This window comes from Methylocystis sp. WRRC1 (genome assembly GCF_020733155.1).
Taxonomy (GTDB): Bacteria; Pseudomonadota; Alphaproteobacteria; order Rhizobiales; family Beijerinckiaceae; genus Methylocystis.
This window is the reverse complement of record NZ_JAJFZJ010000001.1, coordinates 1566839-1584520: the sequence shown is the minus strand read 5'-3', so window position 1 is coordinate 1584520 and position 17682 is coordinate 1566839. Positions and strand designations below refer to the sequence as shown.

Sequence of the window (17682 nt, the reverse complement as noted above, 5' to 3'; positions counted from 1 at the left end):
ATGCCCGCCCTGAGGCGGAGAGTCGGCGGCGCGCTTGAACCGGCGCGCAATGGCGGCGCTCGATTGTCGATTCGTCGCCGGCGGGCGGCAACTTAAAGCGTTTTCGAGCGAAGTGGAAACCGGTTCGCGTGAAGAAAATGCGTCGAGCGAAGAGATTCCGGGCCATTCCGGTTCAATCTGAACCTGAATGGCCTGGTCGCCGGCGCAATTCGCCGCAACCGCGCCCCTCCGTGGCGATCGCCTTGTCTCGAGGCGTCGCGGATGGTTGAAGCCGGGCTGGCGGATGATGCTTGCGTCGCGTCGACGCCCGGCGGGCGATTTGATCGCAAATCGCGGCGCGCGCGGGCGACGAAAGCGCGCCGAAGCGGAGTCGCCAAAATCATTCTGAAGACGCTCCGTAAAAAATAGCCCGGCCGACGCCGGGCTAATGATTCTGCCGAATTACACGAGCTGTCCGTGACAATGCTTGTATTTCTTTCCCGAGCCGCAGGGGCAGGCCTCGTTTCGGCCCACCTTGCCCCAGGTCGAGGGGTCGGCGGGGTCGCGGACCGGCGCGGGGGCTAGGGCCTGCGGCGAGAAATCCGACGATGCGAGGCGTGCATTGAGGTCTTCGAGCGCCGTCTGTTCAGCGCTGACGCCCGCGGAAATGGCGACCGGATCGGGGTGCATCATCTCCATTGGCGGCAGTTCCGGCGGCGCCGAGGGCGGCGCCTCGAAGCTGACCTCGACGCGCATCAGCTGCGCGGTGACAGTCTCGTCCCAATGGCTCATGAGGCTGCGGAACAGCTCCAGCGCCTCGGACTTGTATTCGTTGAGCGGATCGCGCTGCGCCATGCCGCGCCAGCCGATGACCTGGCGCAGATGGTCGAGCGCGACGAGATGCTCGCGCCACAGCGTGTCGAGCGACTGCAGCACGACCTGCTTTTCGATCATGCGCATGAGCGGCGCAGTGTTCCTCTCGACGCGCGCTTCATAGGCGGCGTCGGCCGCATCCAGCAGGCGCTCCTTGATCTCCTCGTCGGCGATGCCTTCTTCCTTCGCCCAGTCGGCGACCGGCTCGTCGAGATTGAGTTTCGCCTTGACCTCCTCGGCGAGCCCCTCGACGTCCCATGCTTCGGCGTAAGCGTCATGCGGAATGTGGCGCGACACGAGATTGTCGACCACCTCGGCGCGCATGTCGGAGACCTGCTCCTCGACGCTCTCCTCGCCCATGATTTCGCGCCGGCGCTCGAAGATGACCTTGCGCTGGTCGTTCATGACATTGTCGAACTTGAGGATGTTCTTGCGAATGTCGAAGTTGCGCGCCTCGACCTTGTGTTGCGCTTTCTCGATCGCCTTGTTGATCCAGGGATGGACGATCGCCTCGCCCTCCTGCAGCCCGAGCTTCACGAGCATGGAGTCCATGCGCTCGGAGCCGAAGATGCGCATCAGATCGTCCTGCAGGGACAGGAAGAATTTGGAGCGGCCGGGATCGCCCTGACGACCCGAGCGGCCGCGCAGCTGGTTGTCGATGCGGCGGCTCTCGTGGCGCTCCGTGCCGATGATGTAGAGGCCGCCGGCGGCCAGCGCCTTCTCCTTGAAGGCCGCGACTTCCTCGCGGATCTCGGCTTCCCTGGCGGCGCGCGCATCGCCCTCGAGGCCGGCGCATTCCTGTGCGACGCGCATCTCGACATTGCCGCCGAGCTGAATGTCCGTGCCGCGGCCGGCCATGTTGGTGGCGATGGTGATCGCGCCCGGAACACCGGCCTCCGCGACAATATAGGCTTCCTGTTCATGGAAGCGGGCGTTGAGCACCGCGAACATCTTCGACGGCTCGCCGGAACGCGCCGCCTTGTAGAGCTCCGACAATCCCTTGCCGTCGGCGAAGTCGATCATCTTGTAGCCCTGCTGGACCAGGAACTCCGCGAGTTGCTCCGACTTCTCGATCGAGGTCGTGCCGACGAGCAGCGGCTGCATGCGCGCATTGGCGTCCTTGACCTCTTCGAGGATCGCGCCGAGTTTCTCCTTCGCCGTGCGATAGACCTCGTCATCGTCGTCGCGGCGCTGAACCGGACGGTTCGTGGGGATCTCCACGACATCGAGCCTGTAGATCTCGGCGAATTCATTGGCCTCGGTCGCCGCCGTGCCGGTCATGCCGGCGAGCTTGTCGTAGAGGCGGAAATAGTTCTGGAAGGTGATCGAGGCGAGCGTCACGTTCTCCGGCTGGACCTGCACGCGCTCTTTCGCCTCCAGCGCCTGATGAAGCCCTTCCGAGTAACGGCGGCCCGGCATCATGCGGCCGGTGAATTCGTCGATGATGACCACCTCGCCCTTGCGGACGATATAGTCCTTGTCCTTCTGGAAGAGCTTGTGGGCGCGCAGCGCCTGATTGACGTGATGGACCAGCGTGACGTTGTGGGCTTCGTAGAGCGCCCCCTCCGTCAGCGCGCCGGCGTCGATCAGCAGCTGCTCCATGTGCTCGTTGCCGGCGTCGGTGAGGCTGATCGAGCGCTGCTTCTCGTCGAGGTCATAGTCCTCGGCGGAGAGCTTCGGGATGAGACGGTCGATCGTATTGTAGAGATCCGACTTGTCGTCGACGGCGCCGGAGATGATGAGCGGCGTGCGCGCCTCGTCGATGAGAATCGAGTCCACCTCGTCCACGATCGCGAAATTATGCCCGCGCTGCACCATCTGCGCGAACTCGTATTTCATATTGTCGCGCAGATAATCGAAGCCGAATTCGTTGTTGGTGCCGTAGGTGATGTCGCAGTTGTAAGCGTCGGAGCGGCCTTCGTCGGAAAGGTCATGGACGACGCAGCCGACGGTCATGCCCAGGAAGCGGTAGATCTGACCCATCCAGTCGCTGTCGCGCTTGGCCAGATAGTCGTTGACGGTGACGACATGCACGCCCTTGCCGGCGAGCGCGTTCAGATAGACGGCGAGCGTGGCGACGAGGGTCTTGCCTTCGCCGGTGCGCATTTCCGCGATCGCGCCCTCGTGGAGCACCATGCCGCCGATGAGCTGGACGTCGAAGTGGCGCTGGCCGAGCGTGCGCTTGGCCGCCTCGCGAACGGTGGCGAAGGCGGGAACGAGAAGGTCGTCGAGCGTCTTGCCGGCAGCAAGCTGTTCGCGGAATTCCTCCGTGCGGGCGCGCAGCTCCTCGTCGGAGAGAGCTTCGAGCTGCGGCTCCAGCGCATTGATGGCCTTGACTTTCGGCGCATAGGTCTTGAGGCGGCGGTCATTGGCCGTGCCGAAAATCTTCTTGGCGATGGCGCCGAGCATCCCGCAAACCTTTCTAACGATGGCGCGCCGCCGCCGGGGCGCGCGCAGAATTGGCGGGCGGGGCGGAGCGTCGCAAAGCTTTGGAAAAGCAACCGCTTGTGACGGCGACCGGGACTCCGGGCGTCAGGGCCCACGCGGCATTTCCGCCGGAGAGATAAGGGGGTGGGGAAGCCTTGTCAATGTAAGGGGCGCCTTGACAAAGTCGCTCTCGGGCAGACTTGGCCGCTGCGGCCATCGGGTGGACTTCCTCGTCCTTCGAGACGCCGCCTGCGGCGGCTCCTCAGGATGAGGAAGTCCGCCCGACGCCTTGATTTCCGCTCTTTCGTCCTTCGAGACGGCTTCTGCGAGGCCTCCTCAGGATGAAGGAGCGGAAAACAGACCTTCAATCGGGTGGTCGGAAAGCGGCGATGGGCGAGAGTTTCCCTCCGCGACTGAGCAGATCCATACTTTGTGAAGATGATCGTTGACGGAGTGGCGGCTGTCGACAGCGCACAAACGGAGGGGCGTTCACGGCGCCTCCGTGATGTCCCGAAACGGTTTCGGCATCCGCCCGCTTTTCAACAGCCGCGAGAAAATCGCCAAGCCGCCCGGCTCATTGCCGTTGGGATGCACCAGCACGATCGAGCCCGCCCGCGGCGGCGGGCCGAGCGCCAGCCAGGAATCCGCCCCCAGCGCGACAAGATGGCGTTCCCGCAGCTTCTCCAGCAGCGCGCCGTCGGCGACGAGCCCGGGAAAGCGGAAGAAGACCGACGGTGTCTCCCCATGGGCGATGAGCAGCTTCTCGGTTTCGAAAATCTCGCGGTCGAGATCGACGCCCGGCCGCAGCAGATAATTCTGCGCGTCCTTCAGCCCCGGAACGTAAGGGTGGGAATAGGAGTGGTTGGCCCAGGCGATGGCGAGCGCGCCGGAGCGGGCCTTCTCCTGCAGCCAGGCGAAATCCTCGGCGTGATGCGCGATCCAGCCGCCCGAGACCGCGAGCGTCAGCGGCGTTCCCGGCCCCTGCGCGGCGACCTCTTCTATGAAGGCGCGGTCGAGCGGCTTGTGGCTGGGGCAGAGATCGCCGGTGATGAAGGCGCCGCCGCCCTTGCCGTGGATGAGCCCGGCGTTGACCAGCGCCGGGGGCCTCGCCGGATCGGCCGGCGGCCTGACGGCTTGCAGGAAGCGCGTCTCCGCCTGCTCCTCCTCGCTCGTCTGCGCGCAGCGCCAGCAGGCGGCGCGCTCCAGCGTGGTCTCCAGCGACCGGGGATCGACCGTGAGAAGCAGCTTCTCGCCGTCGATGGTCATGCGGCGGATGGCGAGGCGGATCGCCTCCCCTTGCGCGCAGCTCTCGAAAACGGGCGCATAATCGCGCACCCGCGCGCCCGTCGCCGCGGGCGAGGGGGCGATTGTCGCGGGAGCGCAGGCTTCCCCGGCGCGCGCCGTTGTGGCGGCGGCGAGGCTCGCGCAGAATAGCAGGGAGAAGAGGGTTCGTTTCACGCGCGCGATCATGACCAAAAACCCGCCAATTGAGAAGCCGACGCTTGAAATCGAAACCGGCGAATCGGCCGAGGTCGCCGCGCGGCTCGGCGCGGAAGTCGCGGCGCGCTTCGGGCCGCGCGACGAGGCGCCGCTGTCGATCGTCGCGCGCGATGCGTCCGGCGCGCTGATCGGAGGCCTGAATGGCGTCAGCCACTGGCGCTGGCTCTATGTCCGTCACCTGTGGGTGTCCGAGGCGCAGCGCGGCCGCGGACTTGGCGGAAGGCTGATGGAGGAGGCCGGGCGCGCCGCCCTCGCGCGCGGCTGCATCGGCGTCTATATCGACACATTCGATCCGCGCGTCGCGGATTTCTACGAACGCGCCGGCTTCTCGCGGGTTGGCGAGATCGCGGATTTTCCGCCCGGCGGCCAGCGGATTTTTCTGAGCAGGCGACTGCGATGACGATGAAGGCAATGGTCCTGCGGCGGCCGAACACGCCGCTCGTGATGGAGGAGCGTCCGCTCCCGGCGCCCGGCGAAGGCGAGTTGCGCCTGCGCGTCGAAGCTTGCGGCGTCTGTCGCACGGACCTTCACGTCGTCGACGGCGAACTCACGCAGCCGAAGCTCCCGATCATACCGGGCCACGAGATCGTCGGGCGCGTCGAGGCGCTCGGGCCGGGCGTTTCCGGTTTCACGCCCGGCCAGCGCGTCGGCGTGCCCTGGCTCGGCCACACATGCGGCCATTGCCCCTACTGCGCCAGCGCGCGCGAAAATCTCTGCGACGATCCGCTCTTCACCGGCTATACGCGCGATGGCGGCTATGCGACCCACGCCGTCGCCGACGCCTCCTACAGTTTCGCGCTGCCCGACGAGGGCGATCCGGCGACGCTCGCGCCGCTCCTCTGCGCCGGGCTCATCGGCTGGCGCACGCTGAAAATGGCGGGTGCGGCGAGTGTGATCGGCATATACGGCTTTGGCGCGGCCGCGCATATCATCGCGCAGGTCGCGATCCAGCAGGGCAAGCGCGTGCACGCCTTCGTGCGACCGGGAGACGCGCCCGCGGCCGAATTCGCGCGCTCGCTCGGCGCCGCCTCCGCGCAGGATTCCGACGCGCCCGCGCCCGAGAAGCTCGACGCCGCGCTGATCTTCGCGCCAGTCGGGGCGCTCGTGCCGCGCGCGCTGGCCGCGACGAGGAAGGGCGGCGCGGTGGTGTGCGGCGGCATCCATATGAGCGACATTCCGGCCTTTCCCTATGCGCTATTGTGGGAGGAGCGGCGGCTCTTGTCCGTCGCCAATCTCACGCGTGAGGACGCCCGCGAGTTTCTCTCGCTCGCGCCGACATTGGCGCTAGAGATGCATGCGGTTCGCTATCCCCTCGCGCAGGCCAATGAGGCGTTGAACGATCTGCGCGACGGGCGCCTGCAGGGCGCCGCGGTGCTGATCCCATGACGAAGGGCGTGCTCGCCTTCAGCCGCGCGCGAGCACTGACGGGAGAGAGCTGCATATCGCCCCGACGATAGCAGTGATATCCCGCGCCGCGTCGATGCGCAGCCACCCGATCTGGCCCGTGTCCTTCGCCATCTGCGCCTGAAGCACGTCGCGCGTCGCGTCGGACACGTCGTTGAAGCGGTTTTCAACCCGCGCGACGCGGCGAGCGAGATCGACGTCGAGCCACACGCCAGAAAAGGGAACGCCGAGTCCGCGCGCGATATTTTCGATTTCCGCGCGGTCCTGCGGACGATCAAGCACCGCATCGACGATCACCGGCCAGCCCGTCGCGGCGACGCGCGCCGCCGCCGTGAACATGTCGCGATAGACGCGCGCGGACACGTCGCTCCCATAGGCCTGTTGCGGCAGGCGCTCCGTCGGCCCCACGCCGAACATGCGCTTGCGGATACGGTCGCTGTTGATCGTGCGCGCGCCGGGCGCCGCGCCGAGACGCGGCGCCAAGGCCGCCGCGACGCTCGACTTGCCCGAGCCGCTGAACCCGCCGATGGCGACGATTGCGCCATGCGACGGCGCGAGCAGCTCGCGCGCGAGATTCAGATAGGGGCGTGATTTTTCGGCGTGCCCCTGCGACGCCTCCACATGCGCGCGGATCGACGCGCGCATCGACATGAAGAAGGGCAGGAGCGGCAAGCCGTCGGTCTCGTCGCGCGCATCGAGATAACGGTTCAGAGCCACATTGGCGAGATCGCGCAGATCGACGCGCCACAGATCCATCAGCAGGAAAGCGAAATCATAGAGAACGTCGATCGTCGATATGTCGTCGGAAAATTCCAGACAGTCGAAGGGCGTCGGCTCGCCCTCGAAGAGACAGATGTTGCGCAGGTTCAGATCGCCGTGACAGGGGCGCACCTTGCCCGCAATCCTGCGGGCGTCGAGCCGCGCAGCCTGCGCCTCAAGCGCCCCGCGCAATCGCGCGACATGCGCGTCGATTCCCGCCGGCGCCGCCGCCGAGGCTTCGCGCAGGCTCGCGTCGATGTTGTCGACGATCCTGCCCAACGCCGTCACGCCGCCGCGCACATAATCGGGCGGCTCCGCGTCCTGAACCTGCGCGACATGACGCGCGAGCCGCTCGATCATGTCGCGCGTGAGCCGGCCGGCGAGCGCCATTTTTTCGAAAAGCGCGTCGTCGTCGAAGCGGCGCATCACGACGACGGCGTCTATCGTCTCGCCTGCGCCATCGAGCGCGAGGCTTCCGTCTTTTTCCCGCGTCACGCGCCTTGCGCCGAGATAGAGACGAGGCGCGTATCGGCGATTGAGCGCGACCTCGCGCTCGCACATTTCTAGGCGTAGCTGCGGCGTCGAGAAATCGAGATAAGGAAAGCGCACCGCGCGCTTGAGCTTGTAGACCCGCTTCTTGCCGAGCAGCACGATGGAAATATGCGTCCTGACGGTCTCCTGCGCGCCGCCGTCGAGCGTGGAGAGAAAACGGACAGTCTCATCCTGCGCATTCGTGCTCATGAATGATCCATATCGTTTTCCCAGCGTTTGACGAAAGCGGTCTTCGCAATATGCGCGAGCGCCGCGTAGCCGATCAGGAAGCCGCCGACGACTGGCCAGTAGCTCCACGGGAGCGGCGTGAAGTCGAAGACATTCGCAAACGGCGAATAGGGCAGCGCCGCGCCGAACAGGCAGACCGCAATCGTGGTCGCGATCAGCGCGCCGCTCGCGCGGCTCTGGAAAAAGGGAATCCGGTTGGTGCGTATGATGTGAATGATGAGCGTCTGCGTCAGCAGGGATTCGACGAACCATCCGGTCTGGAAGAGCGAGGGCTTGTTCCAGGCGTCGAAGACGGCGAGCATGAGGATGAATGTCGCATAGTCGAAGATGGAGCTGATCGGCCCGACATAGATCATGAATTTGGCGATGCCGCCGATATCCCATTTGCGCGGGCGCGTGAGATATTCCTCGTCGACATTGTCCGTCGGAATGGCCGTCTGCGAAAAATCGTATAGAAGGTTGTTGGTGAGAATCTGGATGGGCGTCATCGGCAAGAAGGGCAGGAAGACGCTCGCGCCGAGCACGCTGAACATGTTTCCGAAGTTCGAGCTCGCCCCCATCTTCACATATTTGAGAATGTTGGCGAAGACCTTGCGGCCTTCGATGACTCCGTCGTTGAGCACCGCGAGGCTTTTCTCCAGCAGGATGATGTCGGCGGATTCGCGCGCGATGTCGACGGCGGTGTCGACCGAAATGCCGACGTCCGCAGCCTTCAGCGCAGGGCCGTCATTGATGCCGTCGCCGAGATAGCCGACGACATGGCCCTGCCGTCGCAGCGCTGCGACGACGCGGGCCTTCTGCGGCGGCGTCAGCTTGGCGAATACGGTTGTCGACGCGGCGCATGCGGAGAGCTGCGTGTCGTCCATGCGATCGATTTCCGCGCCGAGCGCGAGACGATCGACCTGCAGGCCGACGTCGCGACAGATCTTGCGCGTGATGATGTCATTGTCGCCGGTGAGAATCTTCACGGCCACGCCGCCCTTCGCCAGATTGGCGATGGCCTGCGCGGCGCTATCCTTGGGCGGATCGAGAAAGGCTATGTAGCCCAGTAGCGTCAGACCGGTTTCGTCGGCGGTGGAATAGACGTCCTGTTCCGGCGGCATTTCCTTGTAGGCGACGGCGACGACCCTGAAGCCGTCGACGTTCAGATCCGCCATCTCCTGCTGCGCGGTCGAAAGATGCGAGGGGTCGAGCGGCCCGCAGGCGTCGACGGAATCGAAACGCGTGGAGACGGCGAAGATTTCCTCCACCGCGCCCTTGCAGATGAGTAGATGCTGGCCATCGTCGCGCTGCACGACGACCGACAGCCGACGCCGCTCGAAGTCGAATGGAATTTCGTCGATCTTCGTGAAGCTGTGCCGGGGTTGCAGCCGTTCCTCGATCTCCGCATGTTGCAGGACCGCGATGTCCAGCAGGTTTTTAAGCCCGGACTGGAAATGACTGTTGAGATAGGCGAACTCCAGCACGCGGTCGGAATCTCTTCCGTAAATATCGAGGTGGCGCTTCAGGATGATCCGGTCCTGAGTCAGCGTGCCGGTCTTGTCGGTGCAGAGCACGTCCATCGCGCCGAAATTCTGTATGGCGTTGAGTCGCTTGACGATGACCTTCTCGCGCGAGATCGCCAGCGCGCCCTTGGCGAGATTGACGGTCACGATCATCGGCAACATCTCGGGCGTGAGGCCGACTGCAACCGAGATCGCAAACAGAAGCGCTTCGAACCAGTCGCCTTTCAGATAGCCGTTGATGAGAAAGACGGCGGGCGCCATCACTGTCATGAAGCTGATCATCAGCAGGGTGAATTTCTTCACACTCTCGTCGAAGGCGGTGGAGTCGTCCTGCTCCCCGAGCCTTTCGGCGATCTCGCCGAAAAGCGTGCGGCTTCCCGTCATCAGCACCAGGGCGCGCGCATAGCCGCTGACGACATTCGCGCCCATGAAGGCGAGATTGCCGACGTCGAGCGGCTCGACCGGCGCCGCCACGACATGGGCGAATTTCTCGACCGGCAGGGATTCGCCGGTCAGCGCCGATTGATTGACGTAGAGATCCTTCGCGTCGATGAGCCTGACATCGGCCGGGATCATGTCGCCCGCCGACAGGCGCACGATGTCGCCGGGAACGAGGTCTTCGAGAGACGTCTCCACGAAGCCATCGTCCGCGGCGCCGGCCTCCGGCCGCCGCACGGAGGCGCGGATCCGCACCATGGCGCGCAGCTTTGCCGCTGCGGCGTTGGAGCGATGCTCCTGCACGAAGGCGAGGAGCACGCTCAGGACCACCATCGCCGAAATGACGATCGCCGCGCGCCGATCGCTCAGCGCCCAGGACACGACCGCGAGGGTGAGCAGAAGCGCATTGAGCGGATTGAACAGATGGCCGGCGAATTCGCGCAGCAGGCCGACGCTGGCTTCATGCGCGATGCGGTTCGGTCCATAGACCCTGCGGCGTCCCCGCGCCTCGTCGCGGGTGAGTCCGGCGGTCGTGGTCGCGAAACTGGCGAGAAGCGGATCAACGTCGCTCGACGCCGCGCCGATGAGCAGGGCGCGAACCGCTTCGTCCCCATGGAATCCCCCGGACTCGACTCGACTGGGCATTTCGGCGCTTCCTCGGCGGAGCGGGCAGACCCTTTCGATGTCGCAAATTCGCGCCCCTTCCGCAATGCGTTGCGCCCGCGTCGCCGCGTCGCGCTGGCCGATCCGGCCGGCGCCTAACCTTTCCTAAAGGCCCGCGCGCCATCTTGGACGCGACTGTGAAGGAAGCGCGCCGCATGAAAATCGCCATCGCCATCGCCACCACCGGACGACCGCGAACCGTCGCTGAAACGCTGCGCCGGTTGACTCGCCAGACGCGCGCGCCGGATCGGCTCGTCGTGGTCGGCGCGGCGACGGAGGACGCGCCGCAGGTCACACAGGGCGCCGAATTCTTCATCGCGCCGGGCCGTGGGCTCTCGCTTCAGCGCAACCATGCGCTCGATCTGATCGCGGACGAGGCGGACGTCGTTGTTTTCATCGACGACGATTATGTTCCCGAGCCCGGTTTTCTGGCCGGCGTCGAGCGGCTGTTTACGGACCGCGGCGAGGTCGTCGCCGCTTCCGGCCATCTGATTGCTGACGGCATACATTCACGCGGACTGACCTTCGAGGAAGCCGACGCCCTCATCGCCGCTTATCGGCAGCCGGGCGATTATCGTCTCGTCGACGATACCGGCACCTATGGCTGCAACATGGCGTTCCGGCTGAGCGCGGCGCCGCGGGTGCGCTTCGATGAAAATCTGCCCCTCTATTCCTGGCTGGAGGACACGGACTTCTCCGCCCAATATGCGCGCGTCGGGCGCGTCGTGCGGACCAATCATTTCGCCGGCGTGCATCTGGGCGTGAAATCCGGCCGCACCCCGGGCGTGCGCCTCGGCTATTCGCAGATCGTCAATCCGCTCTATCTCGTGCGCAAGGGCACGGCGGTGCCGCGTTTTGCGCTCGGGCTCGCGTCACGCAATCTGATCGCCAATATCGTGAAGTCGCTGCGTCCCGAGCCATGGATCGACCGGCGCGGCCGTTTGCGCGGCAATCTCCTCGCGCTCGCGGACATCGCGCGCGGCCGCGCCGACCCCCGCCGGGTGCTGGAGCTTTAGCGCAAATCCGGCGAATTTGGATTTGCCGAATTTGCTCTCGCTTCATGTCTCGTCGCGCGTTCGAAAGGAAAACCGCCTACACTTTTCCTGAACGCGCTTTAACGCTTCAGCCGCGCGCGAATCTTCGGCGCGAAGACGCTGCGCATCTCGCCGATGTCGAAGGCGTAGGCGACGGCGCCGTAAACCGCCGCGCCGGCCGTCACCTGCGCGAAAAGCGCCAAGACGCCCGGCGTCATGGCGCGCATCGGCGCGCCGGCCGCGAGCATGGCGACAGTCGCAATCGACGCGCCGAACATGTCGCGCGCGCGCGGCCACATGGGTTCGAGCAGAAACATCATCGCAAGGAGCGCGGCGAGTCCGCTGCATGAAGAGATCGATTGCGCGACGGCGAAGCGCGAAGCGTCGGGCGTCGGCGGCAGATAGATCACGCAAAGCGAATTTGCGATCGAGGCGACGAGGGCGGCGATGACGAGCGGCGAGAGCTTGTGCGAAATCTGAAAGGCGCTGTTGACGCCGTAGTTGATCAGCGCAAAGGCAAGGAGCGCCGGGGTCATCAGCGTGAAATAATGCGCGAAGGGTCCACGGAAATTCTCCGGCACGAAGAGTTCCTGAAAGCTCGGCAGGATGAGCCAGCAACCTGCGACGGCCGGCAACGCCACGGCGAAGACGACGCCGAGATTTCTGGAAATCTGATTATGCGCGGCGCCGACGCCGTCGGTCGTTTCCGCATGCACCGCGATCTGGAACAGGATCACGTCGAGCGCCGAGGCCACGGCGCCGACGATGCGGATGCCGATCTCGAAGGCGAGCGATATGCGGCCGACTTCGGCGAAGCCGTTGATCTGCGACGCCACGGCGCGATTGGTCAGCGGCACTGTCTGATACAGGAAATTCGCCAGCACGATCGGCAGGCCATAGGCCAGAAAGCGCGTGACGAGCGCGCGCTCCGCGGCGCCGAAGCCTGCGTCGGCGTCGATCAGTCCCGCGCGGCCGACGACGAGCGACCCCGCGACGGAAATCATCATGCCGACAAGCGCGACATTGGCCGAACGAAACAGAAGCGCGCCGCCGACGGTGAGCGCGAAGGCGAGGAGGTTCTTCGAGATCACCAGAGCGCCATAGGCCCTGTCCTGAAAACGCGCGCGCACCAGAGCGCTGGCGAAATCGAAGAGCCCGTTGGAGATGGCGACGCCGATGGCGAGCGCGGCGAGATCATGCGTGAGCGTGAGATCGATTCCCAGCGCCCATATGACGATCGCGAGCAGCGCCGCGAGCGCGGCGAGAACGGCGAAGGCTGAGTCCAGCGTCGCGCGGATCTGCGGTCGCTCCCGCCGGTCGCGCTCGGAGTAGAAGCGCGTCGCGGCGAGCCGCAACCAGTCGAAAAGCAGCGTCTGGACGACGACCGCCACCGCGAGCGCCAGCACGAAACGGCCGTATTCGGCGGGACCGAGGAATTTCGCGACGAGCAGGCTGACGACGAAGTTCAGGAGGCTGTTGAGGATGAAAGGAGCCATCATCCACATCGGCGCGAGCCCTCCCGGGAACGCATACGCATGATCAAAGCTGGAACCTCAGGCCCACGAGATAGACGTTCGCCGTATAGTCGGCGTTGGGGAAGCTGCTGTCGAGCAACTCGTGCATATAACTTCCGCGCAGTGAAATCGAGCGTGTGATCTTGTAGTCCAGTTTGACGCCAATACTGCCGCCGCGTTCAACCACATCGGCGCCCTGATAGTTGTTGTTGTAGTAGGAGGCCAGCAGGGAGACGTTGAGATTGCGCAGAAGATCATGCGACAGCTGCAGGCTGACCGATTGCGTCAGCACGCCGCTGGCGTTGGCGAGCGTCGTTTCGTTCAGCGTCGTGGAGCCACGCAGCGTGAGCGTCGTCAGGGCGGAGGGCGTGTAGATCAGCGAGGCGTCGATCACCGGCCCGCGCAGCGGGGGCAGGCGCCAGTCCGCGTAATGGCGCTCGGCGTAGCCGCCGGAGACTTCGCCCTTCACCAGTTCCGTAACGTTGAACGCGGCGCCGCCGCGCAGCAGGAAACCGTTGCTGTCGCGGTAGAAGCCGTTGAAGTCGGTCGGCTGGTCATGGACGCGCCAGCTGTAGGCCCCGTCCACGAAAGGCTTGAGGTCCGGCGACACTTCGTAGGAGACGCGGCCGCCGCCGCCATATCCGTCGTAGCTGGTGCGCGCGAGATCGAGGACGTCGCCGTTTGAATAGCGGGTGTTGTCGTACATGACCCGCTCCAGCGTTCCGCGCAGCGAAACCTCGAGACGATTGAACCTGTGCGTGACGCCAGGCGCCGCGCTCACGCCGAAGACGATCGGCCGGTTGACCACCTGCACGGTCTGGACGCCGGAGAAGAGCGCCGGCGCGCCTGGGCGGATCGTGTCGAGCGACAGGCTGCCTTTCAGGTCGAGCGAAGTGTCGCGAGTCAGTTCGTAGCGGCCGGTCAGCGAGCCGACGGCGTCCGGACGGCTCGCCAGCGGATAATCGAAATATTCCGAATAGCCCCCGCGCATATCGGCGACGAGGCTATGGCGCCCCCACTGGGACTGAAGCGTGAAGCCGCCCTCGGCGCGAAAGAGTTTCGACGGACGCGGATTGAACTGCGGCGCGAGGCGATTGGGGTTGTCGTCATAGCCGCCGGAGGTCTCGACGTAAGGGAAGAGCCGCAGCGAGCCGATCCCGACGCCGACAGGGTCATAAGGCTTTTCCTCTATCTTCGGCCTCGGCCTGACCTTGATCGTCGGCTCCACGGCGACCGTCACGGGCGGCGGCGGGGCGGGGAGCGGCGGCTGCGTCGTCGGGCGCAGCTTCAGCGCCCGTTTGGCGATGGCCGAGGTCTTGTAGGGTTCGAGCGGCGGCAGCGGGTTTTGCGGGCCGAAGGGCTTCGGCAGGCCGATCCGCCGCGGCGGGTAGGGTTTGGGGAGCTTTTGCGGCTTGACCGGCGCGCCGTAATTGGCGGCCCCCGAGCGGCGCGGATCGGCCTCCGGCTGCATCCCGCGCATGAGAGGAGCGGGTCCGGGCGGAATTTCGAGATCGAGCTGGCGCATCGGCGGCGCCGGTTGCGAGAGGGGCGGCAGCGTCGGCTGGCGTTTCGGGGCGGCGGTGGGGCGGGCCTGGCCGGTCGCAGGCGTCGCCGCGAGCGCCGCCAAGGCGGCGCAAAGCGCAGCCCAAGCGACGCGGCTCACCGAATAGACTGACGGCACGTCTTCCCTCGCCCGCGCGCCGGTCGTCCGAGCGGAAGCTTGGCGGCGCTAGCGTAGCGTTAGGGAAATATGGTTAACGAGAGCTTATCCGTAAGCTATTCCATGCCGAGCGCGGAGAGGTAGAGACCGAGGATTTCCTCCTCTTCCTGCCGCTTGCTCTTGTCCTGCCTGCGCAGCGAGACGATCTTGCGGATGATTTTCGCATCGAAGCCCGTGCCCTTGGCCTCCGCATAAACATCCTTGATGTCGTCGGCGATGGCGCGCTTCTCCTCCTCGAGCTTTTCGATTCGCTCGATGAAGGCGCGCAGATGCCCGCCGTCGACGCCGTTGCTGTCCATGAGATTTATCCCGAAACGGTTGCGCCGGCCGGGCGCGAGGACGCCGGGCCGACTGTGTCTCGGAGCCTTGCGACAGGTTTTACGGCGTCGTCAAGGCGGTAACAGGGACTAATCCCCGCTTTCCTCCGGCGCGAGCGCCGTCACCGTGACACGAGCGGCGCCTTTGTTGTCGCCATAGCTATGTCGCCAGGAGCTGTCGGAATTAGAGGAATATTTCCCGGTAAGCCAGGCGATGGGGAGAAAGCCGGTGTAGGCGTCGTTCACGAAGACGAAGAGTTCGCCGTCATTTGGCGCCTTGAACTTTATGGAGAGTTCCTGCCTTGCTGCGCCGTCCGTCGAAGACGCGTCCGCATCGACAGCGAATTCCGCGTCCCCCTTCTCGCCAACCCGGATCATGGGCTTGAGCCAGGGTTGCAACCATTCTCGCCGAAAGAAGATCCCGGCGAGATATTTCATTTTTTCCGAGCCGTCGAGATTCGAAAAGTCCAGGCCGGCGGAAGTCGCCGGGTGAGAGTCGTCTGTCCAGGGCTGCAAAAGCTCGAAGCGCGCCACATAGCTTCGGCCCTTCTCCAGCAGCAGCGCGCTTCGATGGCAGGGGGCGTCGATCGGAAAGTCGAATTGTGTCGGTGTGGAAAGACGCTTGGCGTCGACCGAGCCTTCACACACAGCGCCGAAATATGACTCGCCCAAAAACACCACATGGTCGACCATCACAACAGCCAGGAGCACACCCACCAACACGACGGCATAAGGGAGGGCCGGATACACCGTGGTCTTGATCGCGCGAACCGCCGGAAATTTCCGGAGTAAATTCGAAATGCGCTCCAGCAGGGGCGTTCCGGGCAGTTGGGGGCTCTCCATCATTCCCCACGCGATACGTGATCTGTCGGCAATCTCGCTCTTCAGACTGGCGCCTTGTCGCCAGGACAGGAGACCGATGAGCATGCATCCGGCGAACACGACCGGATGCGCGCGAAACGCGTCGAGCCAGTATTCCGAAAAAGGCGGGGCGAATTTTGCCGCTGTGTCCATGATCCAGTCGACCATGCCGCTCAGCAGAGAGACGGCGCCGCCAACATATCGATCGATTGCAGAAGTTATCGTCGGCGAAATATACGCGCCGATCGTTTCGGCGAGCCTGGCCCTGATTCCCGCGGTCAAATCAAGCCCCGAGAACAATTTGGCGAAAGGCAATGTCAGCAGGACGGAGAGCGAAACGACCGTGCAAACGTAATACAGTCCGCGCCACCACACGGCCGAGTCAATCCATTCCAACTGGTCGCGCGACGGCGTTTTCAGCCTGCCGACTGCCGCCGCCATCGCCGCCATTCGCCCCTCTATGTCGGCATATTCGGAGCGGGCGAACCGGCCGGCGCGGTCTTTCGCGGAATTGATATAATCCGCCAGTTTCTGAATGCGTCCCCGTTCGGAGACGACGCCGCACTCCTCCGGCAGCGCGATCGGCGCATAACCGTCGAAATCGACCGCCATGCGGAAGATTGCGCTTTCATGGACGAGCGGCAGATAATCGACTTCATCGGGACGAAGCGCATCATCCTTGCCCGCTTTGAGCGCCTCGGTGACGCGCTTGCGGCTTTCGCGCATGAATTCGTTGATATCGCGCGGCTTGTATCGATAAAGCACGCCCACGCCCGCGCGTGAGTCGTAGATCTGGCCAAAGGCGGTCGCTTTGGCGTTGATTTCATCGATGACCGGTTGCCGGAAGCAAACGCCATGTTGTCCCGCCTCGAGCATGATCCATTTCAACGGCAACAAGGACATCGTGTCGTTGGGGTATCCGCCGCCGACGTTTGCGTGCACTCCGGGGAACCATAATTGAACAGATCGCTCGGTGACGGTTCTCCATGCCTCGTCCTCCGCCCTTGCTCTCGCTTCGGCGCTCTCCTGGCCGCCGTTTTCCGACAGGAACTTCGAGACGCACGCCTCCCGCGCGCGGCGGGAATTGCTGCGATCCACGGCGTCGTCGAAGAGGACTGGCCTGAAAGACTTTCTTTCATCATCGATGGAGAGTGCGTGGCGGACGCAAGCAACATTCGGCGCAATATCGAAATTGCTGAAAGTCATCGGAAAAATGAGTCTGTCGATTGCGATGCGCAATTCGTCTACCGGCATACCGTAAGCGCCCACGGTGTCCCATAACCCGAGAAAATCGATTTTTATATTATTCTCTCGTTTTGTTTCCTGGTATGTCGCGCCATATCTTCGGCGGTCCAAAATATCGTATATCTTGTCGCGTATCACCCGAAGCGGTGTTTCAATTCTGAGGGCGGTGCGGAAATTCTCCTTGCGATAGGCGTTGTAGGCGCGCCGGGCCAGTCGATCCAGCTCCGCTTCGCTTTTGGCGTGGATTGGAAGCCCCTGTGATTGGACGATTCCGACAAGCACGCGGATGGTGAAGGCGCCACGACTGAAGCCGAAGCAGGCAATCGTCGGCGTCACTCCCGCAGAACGCGCATCGCCGTAATGGCGTGTCAGAAATTTAAAGAGATCGAGGACGTTTCTTTTCAGGCCCACGCCAAAGGCGCCGCCAATCGCGGCGAGAATTTTGTGCGAAGAGGAGCCGACGCCATCGTCGTAATAGGCGATCTGGCCTTTTTCGGGCGACATGTCCAGCGAGTCGTAGACACGAAAAACATTCGTCTTGAAAGGCGAGGATGCGCTGTTTCCGGTTCCATCGGAAAAGAGAAGGATTGTCTTGAACATGGCGGTCTCTAAAAAATAGTTGGGACAATGAAAGCAGATTTACGCATTCGAGAACGAACTGCA

General features: G+C 64.2%; 12 protein-coding genes. 4 read left to right on the top strand and 8 right to left on the bottom strand.

Features of this window, described 5'->3' with window-relative positions; all coding sequences use genetic code 11:
• Nucleotides 1-49 precede the first annotated feature (49 nt).
• Complete coding sequence (locus LG047_RS19545; protein ID WP_255679548.1) at nt 50-181, top strand: hypothetical protein; 132 nt, start codon at nt 50-52, stop codon at nt 179-181.
• Between the two features lie 260 nt (nt 182-441).
• Here LG047_RS19545 and secA read toward each other — a convergent pair whose 3' ends face one another.
• Both secA and LG047_RS07715 read right to left on the bottom strand, forming a co-directional pair.
• Nucleotides 442-3261, bottom strand: a complete 2820-nt coding sequence (gene secA, locus LG047_RS07720; RefSeq protein WP_227966174.1) for a preprotein translocase subunit SecA — start codon at nt 3259-3261, stop codon at nt 442-444.
• A gap of 507 nt (nt 3262-3768) precedes the next feature.
• Nucleotides 3769-4737 carry a polysaccharide deacetylase gene (locus LG047_RS07715; protein ID WP_227966173.1) on the bottom strand — a complete coding sequence of 323 codons (969 nt, stop codon included), beginning with the start codon at nt 4735-4737 and terminating at the stop codon, nt 3769-3771.
• A 10-nt stretch (nt 4738-4747) separates the two neighbouring features.
• On the opposite strand from LG047_RS07715, the gene LG047_RS07710 reads away from it, so the two are divergent.
• Both LG047_RS07710 and LG047_RS07705 read left to right on the top strand, forming a co-directional pair.
• Nucleotides 4748-5179 carry a GNAT family N-acetyltransferase gene (locus tag LG047_RS07710; RefSeq protein WP_227966172.1) on the top strand — a complete coding sequence of 144 codons (432 nt, stop codon included), beginning with the start codon at nt 4748-4750 and terminating at the stop codon, nt 5177-5179.
• A gap of 2 nt (nt 5180-5181) precedes the next feature.
• Nucleotides 5182-6165, top strand: coding sequence for a zinc-dependent alcohol dehydrogenase family protein (locus LG047_RS07705; protein ID WP_227968455.1), 984 nt, complete (start codon nt 5182-5184; stop codon nt 6163-6165).
• Nucleotides 6166-6183: 18 nt separating this feature from the next.
• On the opposite strand, the gene LG047_RS07700 is transcribed toward LG047_RS07705, so the two are convergent.
• Both LG047_RS07700 and mgtA read right to left on the bottom strand, forming a co-directional pair.
• Nucleotides 6184-7683: an AAA family ATPase gene (locus LG047_RS07700; protein WP_227966171.1), complete on the bottom strand. Its 1500-nt coding sequence runs from the start codon at nt 7681-7683 to the stop codon at nt 6184-6186.
• A complete protein-coding gene (gene mgtA, locus LG047_RS07695) occupies nt 7680-10310 on the bottom strand; it encodes a magnesium-translocating P-type ATPase (protein ID WP_227966170.1) in 2631 nt (876 codons plus the stop codon). The genes LG047_RS07700 and mgtA overlap by 4 nt, the downstream gene beginning before the upstream one ends.
• A gap of 173 nt (nt 10311-10483) precedes the next feature.
• On the opposite strand from mgtA, the gene LG047_RS07690 reads away from it, so the two are divergent.
• The gene (locus LG047_RS07690; RefSeq protein WP_227966169.1) at nt 10484-11344 is read left to right on the top strand and encodes a glycosyltransferase family 2 protein; all 861 of its coding nucleotides are present in this window, start codon (nt 10484-10486) and stop codon (nt 11342-11344) included.
• A gap of 98 nt (nt 11345-11442) precedes the next feature.
• Here LG047_RS07690 and LG047_RS07685 read toward each other — a convergent pair whose 3' ends face one another.
• The 4 genes from LG047_RS07685 to LG047_RS07670 form a co-directional block, all read right to left on the bottom strand.
• A complete protein-coding gene (locus LG047_RS07685) occupies nt 11443-12867 on the bottom strand; it encodes a lipopolysaccharide biosynthesis protein (RefSeq protein ID WP_227966168.1) in 1425 nt (474 codons plus the stop codon).
• Nucleotides 12868-12901: 34 nt separating this feature from the next.
• On the bottom strand, nt 12902-14557 hold the full coding sequence (locus LG047_RS07680; RefSeq protein ID WP_227966167.1) for an outer membrane beta-barrel protein: 1656 nt from the start codon (nt 14555-14557) through the stop codon (nt 12902-12904).
• Between the two features lie 95 nt (nt 14558-14652).
• Nucleotides 14653-14895, bottom strand: a complete 243-nt coding sequence (locus tag LG047_RS07675) for a DUF2312 domain-containing protein (protein ID WP_036283553.1) — start codon at nt 14893-14895, stop codon at nt 14653-14655.
• A 108-nt stretch (nt 14896-15003) separates the two neighbouring features.
• The gene (locus LG047_RS07670; protein ID WP_227966166.1) at nt 15004-17619 is read right to left on the bottom strand and encodes a DUF2235 domain-containing protein; all 2616 of its coding nucleotides are present in this window, start codon (nt 17617-17619) and stop codon (nt 15004-15006) included.
• Nucleotides 17620-17682 lie beyond the last annotated feature (63 nt).

Excerpts from the sequence above, each read along its gene's own strand:
- LG047_RS19545 (WP_255679548.1), top strand. The coding sequence starts at position 50 with ATGGCGGCGCTCGATTGTCGATTCGTCGCCGGCGGGCGGCAACTTAAA.
- secA (WP_227966174.1), bottom strand. The coding sequence starts at position 3,261 with ATGCTCGGCGCCATCGCCAAGAAGATTTTCGGCACGGCCAATGACCGC.
- LG047_RS07710 (WP_227966172.1), top strand. The coding sequence starts at position 4,748 with ATGACCAAAAACCCGCCAATTGAGAAGCCGACGCTTGAAATCGAAACC.
- LG047_RS07705 (WP_227968455.1), top strand. The coding sequence starts at position 5,182 with ATGAAGGCAATGGTCCTGCGGCGGCCGAACACGCCGCTCGTGATGGAG.
- LG047_RS07700 (WP_227966171.1), bottom strand. The coding sequence starts at position 7,683 with ATGAGCACGAATGCGCAGGATGAGACTGTCCGTTTTCTCTCCACGCTC.
- mgtA (WP_227966170.1), bottom strand. The coding sequence starts at position 10,310 with ATGCCCAGTCGAGTCGAGTCCGGGGGATTCCATGGGGACGAAGCGGTT.
- LG047_RS07690 (WP_227966169.1), top strand. The coding sequence starts at position 10,484 with ATGAAAATCGCCATCGCCATCGCCACCACCGGACGACCGCGAACCGTC.
- LG047_RS07685 (WP_227966168.1), bottom strand. The coding sequence starts at position 12,867 with ATGTGGATGATGGCTCCTTTCATCCTCAACAGCCTCCTGAACTTCGTC.
- LG047_RS07675 (WP_036283553.1), bottom strand. The coding sequence starts at position 14,895 with ATGGACAGCAACGGCGTCGACGGCGGGCATCTGCGCGCCTTCATCGAG.
- LG047_RS07670 (WP_227966166.1), bottom strand. The coding sequence starts at position 17,619 with ATGTTCAAGACAATCCTTCTCTTTTCCGATGGAACCGGAAACAGCGCA.